The sequence below is a fragment of the Leptothoe sp. LEGE 181152 genome (assembly GCF_032906605.1).
Lineage (GTDB): Bacteria > Cyanobacteriota > Cyanobacteriia > Phormidesmidales > Phormidesmidaceae > Leptothoe > Leptothoe turfae.
This window is the reverse complement of record NZ_JASATU010000017.1, coordinates 433,233-447,132: the sequence shown is the minus strand read 5'-3', so window position 1 is coordinate 447,132 and position 13,900 is coordinate 433,233. Positions and strand designations below refer to the sequence as shown.

13 protein-coding genes are annotated in these 13,900 nt (G+C 42.0%); 3 read left to right on the top strand and 10 right to left on the bottom strand.

The window, feature by feature from the left end:
• Positions 1-2 precede the first annotated feature (2 nt).
• The 9 genes from QGP82_RS10185 to QGP82_RS10145 form a co-directional block, all read right to left on the bottom strand.
• The gene (locus QGP82_RS10185; protein WP_163700299.1) at positions 3-359 is read right to left on the bottom strand and encodes a hypothetical protein; all 357 of its coding nucleotides are present in this window, start codon (positions 357-359) and stop codon (positions 3-5) included.
• Position 360: 1 nt separating this feature from the next.
• Positions 361-870 (bottom strand): hypothetical protein, encoded by a 510-nt coding sequence (locus QGP82_RS10180; protein ID WP_490794254.1) that lies wholly within the window; start codon positions 868-870, stop codon positions 361-363.
• Between the two features lie 19 nt (positions 871-889).
• The gene (locus tag QGP82_RS10175; RefSeq protein ID WP_499058817.1) at positions 890-2,299 is read right to left on the bottom strand and encodes a phage tail sheath C-terminal domain-containing protein; all 1,410 of its coding nucleotides are present in this window, start codon (positions 2,297-2,299) and stop codon (positions 890-892) included.
• A gap of 595 nt (positions 2,300-2,894) precedes the next feature.
• A complete protein-coding gene (locus QGP82_RS10170; protein WP_499058815.1) occupies positions 2,895-5,660 on the bottom strand; it encodes a CHAT domain-containing protein in 2,766 nt (921 codons plus the stop codon).
• A 211-nt stretch (positions 5,661-5,871) separates the two neighbouring features.
• A complete protein-coding gene (locus tag QGP82_RS10165; RefSeq protein WP_499058814.1) occupies positions 5,872-6,396 on the bottom strand; it encodes a 2OG-Fe(II) oxygenase in 525 nt (174 codons plus the stop codon).
• 113 nt (positions 6,397-6,509) lie between these two features.
• Positions 6,510-7,304 carry a hypothetical protein gene (locus QGP82_RS10160; protein WP_499058811.1) on the bottom strand — a complete coding sequence of 265 codons (795 nt, stop codon included), beginning with the start codon at positions 7,302-7,304 and terminating at the stop codon, positions 6,510-6,512.
• 128 nt (positions 7,305-7,432) lie between these two features.
• Positions 7,433-8,620 (bottom strand): cyclophane-forming radical SAM/SPASM peptide maturase GrrM/OscB, encoded by a 1,188-nt coding sequence (gene grrM, locus QGP82_RS10155; RefSeq protein ID WP_163660216.1) that lies wholly within the window; start codon positions 8,618-8,620, stop codon positions 7,433-7,435.
• A gap of 102 nt (positions 8,621-8,722) precedes the next feature.
• Entirely contained in the window at positions 8,723-9,082 is a 360-nt protein-coding gene (locus QGP82_RS10150) for a hypothetical protein (RefSeq protein WP_163659050.1), read from the bottom strand.
• 79 nt (positions 9,083-9,161) lie between these two features.
• Positions 9,162-9,389, bottom strand: a complete 228-nt coding sequence (locus tag QGP82_RS10145; RefSeq protein WP_499058806.1) for a hypothetical protein — start codon at positions 9,387-9,389, stop codon at positions 9,162-9,164.
• Between the two features lie 641 nt (positions 9,390-10,030).
• Between QGP82_RS10145 and QGP82_RS10140 the strand changes: the two genes are divergently transcribed.
• On the top strand, positions 10,031-10,219 hold the full coding sequence (locus QGP82_RS10140) for a hypothetical protein (RefSeq protein ID WP_163660212.1): 189 nt from the start codon (positions 10,031-10,033) through the stop codon (positions 10,217-10,219).
• Between the two features lie 546 nt (positions 10,220-10,765).
• Here the strand turns inward: QGP82_RS10140 and QGP82_RS10135 are convergent.
• On the bottom strand, positions 10,766-11,218 hold the full coding sequence (locus tag QGP82_RS10135) for a Tery_1686 family protein (protein WP_489670947.1): 453 nt from the start codon (positions 11,216-11,218) through the stop codon (positions 10,766-10,768).
• 714 nt (positions 11,219-11,932) lie between these two features.
• On the opposite strand from QGP82_RS10135, the gene QGP82_RS10130 reads away from it, so the two are divergent.
• On the top strand, positions 11,933-12,658 hold the full coding sequence (locus QGP82_RS10130) for a phycobilisome rod-core linker polypeptide (RefSeq protein WP_163660210.1): 726 nt from the start codon (positions 11,933-11,935) through the stop codon (positions 12,656-12,658).
• A 132-nt stretch (positions 12,659-12,790) separates the two neighbouring features.
• Positions 12,791-13,855 (top strand): chlorophyll a/b binding light-harvesting protein, encoded by a 1,065-nt coding sequence (locus QGP82_RS10125; RefSeq protein WP_163660208.1) that lies wholly within the window; start codon positions 12,791-12,793, stop codon positions 13,853-13,855.
• Positions 13,856-13,900: the final 45 nt, after the last annotated feature.

Sequence of the window (13,900 nt, the reverse complement as noted above, 5' to 3'; positions counted from 1 at the left end):
TGTTAAGGCAGAGGCATTTTTTTTTCTCCGAGTCCGCTAATGTGACGAATTTGGGCAATCAAAAAATTAACCAATCCCAAATGCATTCCCTTAACCTGTTCTAAAGAGAGTGTTGGTTGAGCCAAAGACTCTTTAATCATCAACAATGGAATCAGCCCCGCATCATTACGAGCGGCTTTCATAATCAGCTGAAACGTACCAACTGTCAGCGGTCGTAACTGAACCGTGAGTGATGAATCATTGACCTCAACCTTTTGGGATTGTCCCTGGGGATGCAAGATACTCTTGGGAATAACGACATCAAAAGTCAGTGCCGCCCCTGCCAGTAATTCATCAGGTGTTATTTCAACCAAGGCCACCCTAACCTCCTACCTCTTCAGCACTAATGCGCAACGCCTTAAACGTTGCGGACTCCATCACAAAATCATCCTCAGGTAAGCTAAAACTCCAACTCTCAAACTTGACTCCAAATACCGTTAAGGTATTGGTATTATCTGGAATCGCCGGATTACTGAGATTAATCACAATATTGAAAGAAGGTTGCGCAATGGTGCCCGTTGGCGGTGGACTGGTTGCCCCATCACCCAGCAACAGACGAATCAAAGCACCATTAATATGAGCCCGTTCGACCACACCAGACACATTAATATTCCCTGGACGCAATTCTGTTGCAAATCGCTTACCTAGCTCATGGTATGGACGTAACTCATTTTCAACCCGCACCTGTACATTTTGTAGACGACCAACCACATTAGAAAACTCATAATTCTCAATCAGGCTTTCCGCGAGTTGACCTTCTACAGACTCAACATCATCGACGGCTAAAACCAGCGATGCATCAGAGCCTCGAAAAACATTTGCATTTGGCATAATGAAACATCTCCTTTAATTAGCTGAGATACATCGTTACTTTGACAAAATCGATACTAAACGTAGGCATTAATGTCATCGTCACCATGGTTTCTCCGGCAATTTCCTGAGCACGGGTCGCAGAGACGTCTAGCTGATAACTAACTAAGGCCTCGTTATCCACCATACGTGTCAAAAACCCATCCAGCGTTGCCTTCATTGCACTGCGCACACGGATATTGTTCAGCTTACCAATGTAGGGATCACAGCTAGAACGCACACCATAGATGGCATAGTCCACAATGCGTCGAGTAGTAATTTGTTTCCAAGCTCCTTTATTGGTAGTCACCCCCTTAACAATCCGAAATCCATTGCGCTTTTCTACAGCAAGGATTTGATTCTGCACCAATTTTTCAAGCTGACTGCTGTTGAAATTTGCCGTTAAACCTTTAAGCACTAAGAGTTTGTTAGTAGGGCTAGTTTGTACCGGCAAAGAAGAAATCAAGCCTGCAACAGCAGCGGCTAGATAACTACCAGATACTTGATCAGATGATTTATCAGACGATTTAAGAAAAACACCAGGTGCCACCACAATTAATCGATCATCTTCAGGGACATTTTCTGGCATTCCCTTTACCCGATCAATTTTGCCAGCATCGATTACTCCAATCCTCTCACGCTTGATTCCAGCAGTTGTTTTGAGATGTCCCGTTAGCTCATTCAACATATCTTTCTGAGTAACATCCTGTCCTGCAAGCACTACAATATTAACTATTTCTTGTTCTAAAGCCTGTAAGCCATCCTTATAATTTATGTTTTGGCCACCTTCAAATTTACCCTCTGTTCCATCAACTGTGGGGGGTAGATCCTTTTTCGAGCCCTCATCTAAATCAACTGCATTGATTCGACTGTCATCCTTGGCATTCACTTGTTTTACAAGATCTTGAAAACTGGTGACAGTGTGAGTTTCTATTATCTTGTTTCCTTCAAAAAGCTTGACTGTAACTTTTTTAGAGGCTTTATCTATGGGTTGCGATTTGCTGGCGTCACCGTTTTCTGAGTCCTTCGGCGCATCACTAACCTTGATCTTTAAATTGTTTGCGTCTTCTGACTTTCGTGCTTGTAATGTTAATACGGGTTTTGTTTTTCCATCGTCCTGAGCTACCTTAAAGGTGTATTGACTCTTCTGCCCTGTCTGAACTGCATAGACAGTTCGACCACCATTTTTATAGATGAGTTCCAGCGCCGTCATCAGCGTAGCATTACTGGGATCGCCCTCACCAAATTCTTCCTTGGCTTCAGCCAGGCTACTAATCAAAACTGGCTGATTGACAGGCCCTTTTGAGGCTGTTCCCACAATACCAATATTGCCTGTAGAGATTCTCCCAGCACTAATCAGCCCCTCAGCACGTACTTCAATGTAAGTCCCTGGCAAAATCATTTCTGACATAGTTTCCTCTCCTGGAGGCGCGATCTTCAAAATCTGAATCTACGCAGTTCAAAAATTCAGCAATCTTGACCATTCTGAATTACTCAAACAGTAACTTAATAGAACAAGAAGAGTGATCTAAATATCACCAATCTATCTAGCGTTGTTAAGCGATAGAATCTTTTGGAGCTACTAATTTGAGCTATTACCGTGATATACAACCTTTTTGTAACTCTTGATTTCTTCAAGAGCCACCGGAAATCTAGATTCACATAAAATGATTGAAAGCCTAATGCCTTCGTCGAAAGTTGTACATACTGCTCCTATTAGTGATGATTAGTAATGAATTAACTAGGCAGCTAAAAAAAATAATCTCTCATGTAAGCTAATCTTGTGATTTTCATGCGCATAATCACTTACATCTAACTATAAATTTATACTTTAAGTGATGGATTCAAGGACGAAACCGCATCCAAAAATTCAAAGTAGTATATATTTCTTTATTCTGTGTATTACTTCGTATTCTCCTGGCCTACCAACAGCGAGATCTCTCCTATCGGTACCGCCATTATGTTAATCTCTGGAAATTCAGGTTGGGTAAGTTCACCTGGAGGAATTACAACCCATTGCCAATGAGGATGAAGGGTGCCCAGTGATAGGGATGTTGGAATCTATTAGTAGCCAGGGGGTTACCATCACGAGATTCAACTGAGATCGTGGCGCGGGTGGCTGCAAGGCGAGTTTCGGTATCTTCGTCGTAGAGGAGACTTAGTTGGGCCTGGCGCAGTGCCTCAGCTTTAGTAAGTTCGCCAGAGGCAAGAAACTCGTAGAAGCGTTGCATCAACAGGCTAGTGCTGGTATCGTTAACGGCCCAAAGTGAGGCAATTACGGTTTCTGCACGGTTAGCTGCCAGAAAGTAGGAACTGATCCCGGCGATTTCGGTACCGTCACCGGCGGTCCCTCCCAGGGCGGTTTTACAGGCAGAGAGCACAACTAAATGCAAATCCCTTAGGCTTTCTTGCATCACTTCGATGTCTTGGATCTTCATGCGATCGCCATTCCCCAAAACAATAAACGAATCTTCGGGTCGACTGGGGGCAAACTCTGCGTGGGTGGCAATGTGTAGAATTTGCCGGAATTCAACATTGGCTTGCAGGGCCTTTAGGGTAAAGTCATCATCAAGAAAGACCTGGCCTGGATAAATACCCCTCGGGTCAGCATCATCACTGCGAATGATGGCGTCCAGTTCCTGCGCAACCGCCGGGAGCGGATTAAATCCTGAGACAGCTTGAGTTAGCCCCAACCCCAAAGCGACTGATTCATCAATCCCTGCCAGGGTAGCTTCAGTATCTGTAATCGCAGGGGCAATGACCGTGGAGATCGTGTAGCGTTCGAGCAAATACTGTTCTCCATCGTACAAGGCGGCCATGGGAATGTAGCGAGTCACGCGGTCATTGACAAAGATGAGTTGACGAATGTTGTTGGCCTGTAGTTCGGTTTCGAGCGGTTCAATCAGCCAACGGTAAAGTTGCTGACTGCTTGCTTGCACCTCTGCAGGGAAGCTCAAATCGGTAAGCTGAGCCCCAAATTGCTGGACGACTGTGGATAATTCCCCTCGGGAAACTGTTACGGGGACGCTACCGACTGAACCGCCTGCGGCAGCCCAAAGGAGCCACAGTTTATCGTCAGTCACAAAGGGGTAAATCAAGACCGCATCAGGATTGGCCTGTAGCAGCTTGTAGGCATCGTCACTGAGGCTGTTGGGGGATTGAAAGAGGTCGTCTTCTTGGTCATTACTTGCGATCGCAGCTTCAAATTGAGACACTTGTTTTTCATAGCTGTCCGTCAGCACTCGTTGCTGCTCACGCAAGTTTTCTAGATCACCACAACGGATTTGCCGACAGGCATAGATTTCTTGCCCCAGGGCAATCAGGCTACCGTGGGCATCCACAACAGGCTGTTCAATTTTGGTGTATTGCAGATCGGTACCTGTCCAGGTGGCACGAGTGGTTCGGGTGAATTCACGTATTTCTTCCAGCTTCAAGAGATCGAGCACTTGTTGTGCTTCAGGAATACGACCTTGTTCTAACAGTAAATTGGCAAGGACTCGATAGTCATCTGCTACTGTTGAAAGAAATGATTGTTGAATTTCAAAGTCCAGTCCACCAATATCCTCTCGGATACTTTCCGTAATATTAGCAGCTTTCTTATAGAAGATAATAGCTAGTTCAGGCTTATTTTGTAACGCTAAAACAACACCAAACCCTCGAAGTATTCTCCACTTTGCATAGCGAAAGTCAGTGGATTGGATAATTGATAATCCCTGCTGTAATAGCTCAATACTTTGCTCATATTGTCCTATGTGTCCATAGGAATAGCCCAAGTTGGCAATTGCAAAAGCCTCAGAAACTAAATCACCAGTTGATTGGATAGTTAATATTGCCTGTTGAAAGAAAACAACTGCCTGCTCATATTCTCCACGAGCCTGTTTGTTCCAACCCAGGTTTACTAAAGCCGTGAACTCTCCAAATGGATCATTAGATTGTCTAGCAGTCTCTAATGATTCTTGAAAGAAGATAAAAGCCTCTTCAAAATTCTCCAGTCCGTTATAGGAAAGTCCAATACAATTTAGGCTAGAAGCTTGAATATAGTAACTCCACAGAGCATTTTGATATTCTTTAGCAATATCTAACGCCCGTGTACAAATATTGATTCCTTTTTCATACTGTCCAAGACCATGTGCATACACCGAGCCTATTTTCACTAAAATAGAGGAATTGATATGAGGATCATTAATACTTTGATTTAAATTTAAAGATAGCTCCCACATATTTAGTGCTTCCTCATATTTTGACATCTGAGATAAAGCACTACCGGCTACAATTAATGAACTAGCTGAAAAAAAATCAGATTGTAATGCATTAGGTAACGTTTGAGCTAAAGAAAAAGCTTGTTGCGATATCTCCAAAGATTCATTATATCGATTTTGATTGAGATGAATTTCACTGATATACAGTAATGTTTCTACCCTGTAAAGAGCTGAATCTTCTTCTTTGTAAAGTGTTAAGGCCCGTTCAAACTCCAAAAGTGCATTTGTTAGATCACCTGCTGAATAAATCAGCTTAGCCCTTTGAAATATATCAACAGCAATCGATCTGACCTGATAGCTAGTTGAGGCAGAGTCATCTGTTAGCTGACCTTCGAGTTCCAACTCATCTTTCATATCAGTTTGTGCGATAATAACCTCCTTGTTTTGCTCTGCAAGCTTTAGCTTTGAAGGAGTAAATTCTTGTGATTCTTGAGAGATTCCCCGTAGTTGGAGAGCGGGTAACATCAACACAGTAGTCACAACAAAATTAAGCAGATGTAGTGAATGAGGCATAGAGGGTCAGCTCCAGTCCTAGAGTTGATATCAGTATATAAGCCTAAACAGAAAAGCTTATTCACCTTTATAGAATCTTTCGGCAAGAGGGAGAAGAGAGTGGAAAGACATAGGCAAAAACGCTGGAGCTATGATATGTCTCGTCATAGCTCTGTTGAGATCGGACATTGCTAGCTCCATTGCCATAAATCAGTGAGTTATTTACTTCGTTCTATAGACCTGCACAAGCTAAATCAGTACGGATAATATATTTTGTGCCCCGTAATACTTTAGCGCCTTCATGGCGCAGTGCCTGCTTAAAAATAACTGCCTTACCAAGTTTAGGAACAATAGGCATTTTAGACTCACTAAAATATGTCTCACCCCCCTGTATGTCATCATTCAGGTAGGCAATCAAGGTTAAGTTCGATAGAAACCCAAACTTAAGCTTCTTGTGGGCATCAGAATGGGGGGCAATATATTCTCCTTCATCGTATCGGTAACATTCCAGCAGATCACCCAAATCAGCCAGCTGCAACTGGCATGCCCCATCATCAGATAAATAATTAATTAGCCTCATGGCTAAAGCACCTAAAATTGTAGTTTCTTCTAAACGCACCTCTTGATTATATCGCCCTGAACTTCTCTTCTGTGCAGGCTTAAAGCCCAGCATTTCTGCTTTTAGAATTATCACCATACATTCTTCTGGAGATAAGAAATTAGGAATTTCCCAAACACCATCTATGATGGGCTTCATGCTAATCTGTTTCACTATTATTCTAAGCAATGGACAGAACAAGAAAGTTTCAAGCAATTAATATTGACACAATCAGAATTTAGCCACGAATAGTCTCATAACTTTAGAGCATCTTAGATTACTATCTTTCTAGGCAAAAGACTGTTAGGTAGCTTTAGATGTCCACGGATCGTTAAAATAACATCGGCAAACTTTTTGCCTAATGTACAGCCATCATGAATGATACTTTCTGTAGGTGCAATATATGCTTCACCAGGAGCAACTCTCACTTTAACAATTGGGTACCTAGGATATTGCTTGAAGAATTGCTGTCTAACCCATTCAGATTTACTAGCTGCACTCATTTTTTTAGAGACAGGACATTGACTGTCAATTCTCTGCACTATCTCCAGTAACGTCAGATCCACAAAGAGGAAATATCTATCCTCAAGCCCTAGGTTAATACAAATGCGATTGGTGCCAGTATGCCTTTTTCCCAGCGGCAGCTTATCCCAGCTATCCAAATGTAAACCGATATATTTTCCGATTTCTCGATTGTAGGTCACCGTCCTCAGGCCAGGAGCATTCACTGTCAACGGGTGCACTTTATAGTTTCGAACAGACAAGATAAAAGGACTCAATTGGGAGTTTAAATTCTCAATCGCTTGCCTATATCCTTCCTGAGACCATAAAAAGTGACAGTCTTGCTTGGTTACAGCAAAAGATACCCCCATATCTTCAAAGGGACTCAACATAGAATCTGTTACCTTAAAGATGCCAACATATTGGCCGTAAGCAGGTAATTCCTCACTGTCCTTTAAAGACATCACATCTTCTTCTAAACTTGTAGGTTCTCGCCAAGTGTTAGATGGAATAAATGCATTCTCGACATAACTTTGATGGTAGGAAGTCTCATGGGTCGGCATCATACCATCACTGAGAAGAAATCGTGGTTTATGGCAGCAAGGTTCTGGATTACAGTCAATAATTTTGACAGTTTTGCTAAGATGTCCCATGTTCTTTTTAACATTGCTGAGATACTAAAATCCTTGGTACGTTAGGCAGCCCCGCGTATCCCCATCTGTTTCTCAATGTCCGTGAGTAAAATATCAGTCAATATTTTCTGCGTGTAGCGACAATACATTGTCTCTGTGGAATTAAAGGAGCCATTCTCAAAATATTTATTCGCAGGTGCTCCCCCTCCACATAACGAAAAATACTCACACTGCTGCCGACAACGATGGATTCCCGCTTGAATGTCATGGTTAATTTGTTGAAATTTTGGGTTGTCAGCAATTGTGTTCAAAGACTCTGACCTAATATTTCCCAAAATAAATTTTCCGTAGTCAACACTATCAAGCGATAAAAGCTCTGGGGAGAACGTCATAAAATTCCCAGCATAATCAAAGCTAAGTATTGACAGGGGGGTTGCTTGGGTTGCTTGTTTAGTAGGATTACATATCGCTCTCCTAAGGCGATCAAACTCTCTAACCTTCAGCCTGTTGCCTGGCTGAGATGTCAGCGAGTAAAATCTTTTCATAAAGCTGAAATATTTATCATCAGCGTCTTGTGTATTCAAAGAAGAAGCTTGGTGATTACCCTCAATCTCTTCGACATTAAAACCGACACGGTAGATACCGTTGCTTAGAAAGAAATGGTAGAGTTCATCCGGGTAGCTTAAAGATTGTTCAGTCAAGACTGATATCACCGAAAAATCAATATGATTCTTTTTCAGCTGCTCGATACCTCTCATCGTGGCAGCGTGAGTTCCTAATCCTTTCCGAGTGACGCGATGAACATCATGGATAAAAGCAGGGCCATCTAAGCTGACGCCAACTTTTATTTTGTGTTTTTTAATGAAGCTACACCATGCATGATTAATCAAGGTCGCATTCGTTTGTAAAGAATGAGAGTATCTACAGGCTCTATGGTTGTACTGATCTGATAGCTCCTGGATCTTACCAATTGCTGCTTCATAAAAGCTGATTGGCATAGTGAGGGGTTCACCCGCATGCCAAACAATTGTGAATTGATCGGATAAAAAAGAACTGGAAAAGACCTCTCGGAAAATGGGCTCCAGCAAGTCAAGCGAAAATTTGTGCTTTTGTTGCCTGTTAGGCAAATAACAATAACTACAGTCTAAGTTGCAAAAAGTAGTTGGTTGAATGACTACTAGCTTAATGGGGCCAAACTGCTGCCTGCCTTTTGCAGGATTTTGAGGATTTTGAGGGAAACAAGCATGCATGGTGGATAAAACCTTGTTGATATCAAAAGTTGGGAGCCTAAATATTGCATCGCCAATGGCTCCTCAGTTAATTTTCTAAGTTGTTTTAAATGATTACTCCAGTTACCAGTTATCCCAGTTGCTCCAGTTTCCCCAGTTATCCCAGTTGCTCCAGTTTCCCCAATTATCCCAGTTGCTCCAGTTTCCCCAATTATCCCAGTTATACCAGTTCTGAGCGACCTCTTCTTGTTCAGGAGTGGAATCCACGTTCGTCTGCTCAGTTTGCTCCAATATGCCACTTGATTCTGAAGATCGACTTTGAGGGTCCTCTAGCAAAGATATTCTCACTCTGTGAAGACGTTCTTCTACATTGCCAAGTGTTTCCGATGACCCTGCAAAGGCCTCTGTCGAGAGAACTGTCAATGTTCCCACAATAATGCTGGCACCTAGCAGAATAGCTGAGAGTTTGAGTTTTGGATGCATCGTTTTTTCCTTATTTTTGATGATTGTTTGACTATTTTTAGAGACTTTGTTCGTATTATTTGTGGCTTAACGAGTTGTCTCAGCTATCGCTAGTAATGTTGCCCCAAGTAATATTGGCCCAGTTATCCCAGTTATCGCCAGCCATATTGGCCCAGTTATCCCAGTTATCGCCAGCCATATTGACCCAGTTGTCCCAGTTACCCCAGTTGTCCCAGTTATTCCAATCTGACTCATTTCCCTGCTTGATAATTAAATCTGTATTACTTGACTCGTTGGCTTCTGACTTTACAGTGAATTCAGGAGCCAACGGGATCCTCTTTTTTGTCAAGATATTCCTAACTCTTTGAAGCCGCATTTCTACGTTTACAGAAACTTGTGAAGACTCTGCAAATGCAGCCATTGACAGCATAGATAATGCTCCCAAGATCAGCCCAGAAATGGCTAAAGTACTTAATAGTTTAAGTCTAGGATTTATTAGATCCATGGATATTTATAGACCTTTTCAATGGCTTTTGTTGGGTACTTTATCTGATTTCAAGTATTTACAATAAAGGTAATTTTGACTTGGCAAATATTTTTTTATTTTTTCTTGATTTTTAAAAATATGGGATGAGAAATTCCATAACTAATGCCAAGACTCAACAGGTAGAGAGTCCATATCTGATTTTTCAAAAGAATAATTTTTGTCGAACTTGTGTAAGATTTGTGCTACTGCAATTCAGCTGGTTTTTACTTTAAGGAATCCTAGAAACCAAGTGGCGAATATCACTACAGCAGTGATATTCGCCAAGCTAAATAGTTTCGTAAAAGAATGCATGGATAAAATTGCTTCAGTTCAAAGGGGGCATTACCCCTTAGATCTAGAAGGCTGGAACTTATTCAGTTTTGTGGAGTTATGTAAAGAGGGTCTAGAGGTAAAAAACTATAGGGAGCGAAGGCTATTACCCAGTGCCGTACTACCCACCACTGTTTTACAGGCACTCAACTACTGCTGACCGTCATGAAGGGCTGCCAGGGGAATGTAGCGCAAGACACCATCCGGAGCGTAGTAATCGACTCATTACCGGTTTGATTGAGCTGCTGAGCCATCAGGCCCATGAGCCTGACGTAGAACTTTTAAGCCAGGGACTCAATTAGCTGGCCGAAGAACTTAATGTTAATTTCTAAGTGAAGGTAGCCGTCCTTGATATGCCGTTGGCTGAGCGAAGTCAAGCCAACACTCCCAGCCAGCATCTCCTAAGCAAAGTCGAAGGGAATGCTTACAAGTGAAGCAGGTCGTACTAATACAAGAAATAATTTATTTGTGCATGCACAAATAACAGGCAATGAACTATGCAAACAACTACAAAGTTCTGAAAGGATAAAGATTATTCCTGTTATTTTTACCAGTGCTTTGGATCGAGTCACATATCGATAACATTAGTTGTGAGAATTACCCATTATGGGGCAAGCCTTCCTAATCTATTGAGATTCAATCCATGGAGTGCAAAATTTTCATTGGGGTTTTGCCATGGCAAAGTTATTCTAAATACCTTGATTTTTAGGTATGTGAACTTATTATTATTTTTCATAGCTGTCGACAGCGAAGCTGTCGCAGTTATCGAAGACATCATCACTATGCAAGTGAATGGTGATGATGTCTCCGACCTATGATTGTTAGGCGGGCAACTATAGAATAGAATCCTAGTCCAAGATTGACCGAGATAAAGCCGTAGGATAGTTGAATAGGGTGAGAATCTGTTCCAAGAGATGGATAAACCTTTTTTTCTGGTTAGGATCCTCAGGAACATGTCTACCTTCGAATTGCCAATTTGTTACCGTTGAACATGTCCAGCATTTTCCCTGGTAGTCATGTCCTGATGCTTCAATGCCAATAAAACGACATGTAGGCTCTAACACAGCATCCGAAAAAAGAATCTGCAGAAAAACACATCGACAATTAAGCAAGTTTGATGTTTGTGGTGATACAAAATTCAAATCAATAGAGGAAGGTTGTATCTGTTGTTGTGTGATGTCATCCGTAAGCCATGGGCTTAGATCAGGAACTGCTACTGGAAACTCAGCTCTAAACATCACAGTAACATTAGCAATTTTACGTGTCAGACTAATGGACAGATCTTGAGCGCTAGCATTCATAAAACAGAAAAATCAAATTCAACTCAAAGTTGACAACTATCTACTTATTGCGATTATATATCAATAAGTAGATAATTATTTCCCAGTAATTAGCCTGTAAATGTTTTCCTGCGAGGTTGAGCCAAACGAATTATAGGAGATATAAAAGATATATTAAAATGCCTGTATTTATTGATCTTATGGCATTTCATCTTATGAAAGATAGTATTTAAAGTTCGGGCCTAGGCGTATTTAATATTCTACCTTAAAAATATTTTTCAACACTAATGAGAATCTTTTGAAAACACCTATGGATATTTAATTAGATGCTTATTATCTAGTATTTTCTCAAACATATTCATCTTTTTATCTACCCATCCACAATCCTAGCCTGGGACTTTATGTGTGGGCAATTCCCTAATGGTCTTTACTGTATCTGAGCAATCTTTAAATGGCTGTGTTGAGATTTTCTTATGAGTTTGTTTATAACCTGTTGATCTAATGTTGTTATAGGACTAGCCTAGTGTTGTATCAGGTAGCCTTTATATCTGGTCAGACAACCTGGAGATAACCTCCAGGTTGTTTCCTGCGTGATTAAAACTTTCTTGCCGCAAACGCCTTGCTAATGTGTTTACTGGAATGCGTATAGCCAGCAAAGCTTTGGATGTAATTGACTAAGCAACGAGTCATTAAATAGTTATCAAACACACAACTATTACTTTAGGAGACTGACTAATGACTATCCCTGTATTGGCCTACAATCCTACTTCTCAAAACATTAGAGTTGCTGCCTTAGGGGTTGGCAATGAAGAAAGCCCTAAGATTTTCTCAACTAATACTCTACCTAACGCTCTAGAAATAGATGCGTTAATCTATGCGGCTTATCGACAGATTTTTAATGAGCAACAGACAATTGCCCACAATCGTCAGCGTTTTTTAGAATCCCAGCTTAGGAGTAGTCAAATTACCGTCCGTGATTTTATTCGGGGATTGGTGACTGCCGATAGTTTTCGTCGCTATGTATATGACTGTAATAACAACTATCGGTTCGTTCAGCTTTGTGTGCAACGAATGTTAGGCCGAGATATTTATAGTCAAGCTGAGTCCAGAGCTTGGTCAATTGTCCTAGCTACTAAAGGTTTGACAGGATTTATCGATGCGCTTTTAGATAGTGATGAATATTTAAATACGTTTGGGGACGATACCGTCCCCTACCAGCGTCGAAGAATTTTGCCTCAGCGTGCAGTTGGAGAACTGCCGTTTGCACGAATGTCTCGCTATGGTTTAGGGCATTTAGAGCAGCTGATGGAGTTGGGATATGACTATGTGGCACGACCTTTAGTGCCTAGTTGGTGGGAATTCCCCAAGGCTCCAGCGTCTCCCTTGCCCTATGTTGTTGTTAGTTTAATGACGTTTGCAGCACTTTATCTAATTGCGTTTGTGCCCATGGCTTCGTCTTGAGTCGCCATGGAATGACATAAAACTTAAAAAAGGAAATATTCTCAATAATCTGAGAATGAACTAGAGTTTACTTGAACCTTATTGACTTTAAATGTCAATAAGGTTCACTTTTTGACTACAGGACTCATAACTATGACAACGTCTGTTGCAACCAGCGCAGCGGGTTCACCGCCTTGGTGGGCGGGAAATGCTCGACTGGTGAACTTATCGGGGCGACTGCTTGGTGCCCATGTCGCCCATGCCGGGTTGATTGTGCTCTGGGCTGGATTGATTACTCTATTTGAGGTTAGTCGTCTAGACACCGCCCGTCCTCTATATGAGCAAGGCTTTATTTTGCTGCCTAATCTTGCTCGTCTAGGTTACGGCTTGGGAGATGGCGGCACGATTGTGGATGGTCACCCCTACTTTGTTGTGGGGGCTGTGCACCTAATTAGTTCTGCTTTTTTAGGATTTGGCGGGATTTTCCACACCCTCAAAGGTCCTGAAACTTTGGGGGGTAGCTATGCCTATGACTGGAGCGATGGCGATAAGATGACCCAAATTTTGGGGTCACATTTGGTGCTGCTTGGCGGTGGTGCATTGCTTTTGGTAGCCAAGGCCATGTTGTTGGGTGGCCTGTACGATCCTCTAACGCAGTCCGTGCATACGGTTACACCTAACACCAATCCGGCTGAAATTTTTGGTTATCTGTTCGCAGGTAAGTTTTGGCTAGCGGGTGTGGATAATCTTGAGGATGTCGTGGGTGGTCACCTGTATATCGGTATTGTGCTGATTTTAGGTGGTCTGTGGCATATTTCCAGTAAGCCTGCAGCGTGGGTAAAACAGCTGTTTGTGTTTTCAGGTGAAGCATACCTGGCCTATAGCTTGGGAGCACTCAGTCTGATGGCGTTTGTGGCCACATTGTTTGTCTCTGTTAACTCTTTAGTATTTCCTACAGATTTTTTTGGTCCTACGTTGACTATTGAATTTGACCGAGTTCCTTATTTTGTGAGTACTTCTCCTGTAGATGGCTACTCATCACGGGAGTGGTTGGCAAATGCTCATTTCTGGTTAGGGTTCTTTTTCCTACAAGGACATCTTTGGCACGCCCTCAGAGCCGCTGGTTTTAACTTCAATCAAGGTCAAGTGACTGAGAACGTCGGTGGACGTGTTGCTGCTCCGACTGAACAGATGGCTATTAGTCAGCTCAAGGGCTAAGCATCCTGTCAATAAACGAAATGCTGTTGCTGATTGAGAAGAATG

Coding starts and splice junctions, on each gene's coding strand:
- QGP82_RS10135 (WP_489670947.1), bottom strand. CDS start 11,218: ATGAATGCTAGCGCTCAAGATCTGTCCATTAGTCTGACACGTAAAATT.
- QGP82_RS10125 (WP_163660208.1), top strand. CDS start 12,791: ATGACAACGTCTGTTGCAACCAGCGCAGCGGGTTCACCGCCTTGGTGG.
- QGP82_RS10175 (WP_499058817.1), bottom strand. CDS start 2,299: ATGTCAGAAATGATTTTGCCAGGGACTTACATTGAAGTACGTGCTGAG.
- QGP82_RS10130 (WP_163660210.1), top strand. CDS start 11,933: ATGACTATCCCTGTATTGGCCTACAATCCTACTTCTCAAAACATTAGA.
- grrM (WP_163660216.1), bottom strand. CDS start 8,620: ATGCATGCTTGTTTCCCTCAAAATCCTCAAAATCCTGCAAAAGGCAGG.
- QGP82_RS10170 (WP_499058815.1), bottom strand. CDS start 5,660: ATGCCTCATTCACTACATCTGCTTAATTTTGTTGTGACTACTGTGTTG.
- QGP82_RS10165 (WP_499058814.1), bottom strand. CDS start 6,396: ATGAAGCCCATCATAGATGGTGTTTGGGAAATTCCTAATTTCTTATCT.
- QGP82_RS10150 (WP_163659050.1), bottom strand. CDS start 9,082: ATGCATCCAAAACTCAAACTCTCAGCTATTCTGCTAGGTGCCAGCATT.
- QGP82_RS10160 (WP_499058811.1), bottom strand. CDS start 7,304: ATGATGCCGACCCATGAGACTTCCTACCATCAAAGTTATGTCGAGAAT.
- QGP82_RS10180 (WP_490794254.1), bottom strand. CDS start 870: ATGCCAAATGCAAATGTTTTTCGAGGCTCTGATGCATCGCTGGTTTTA.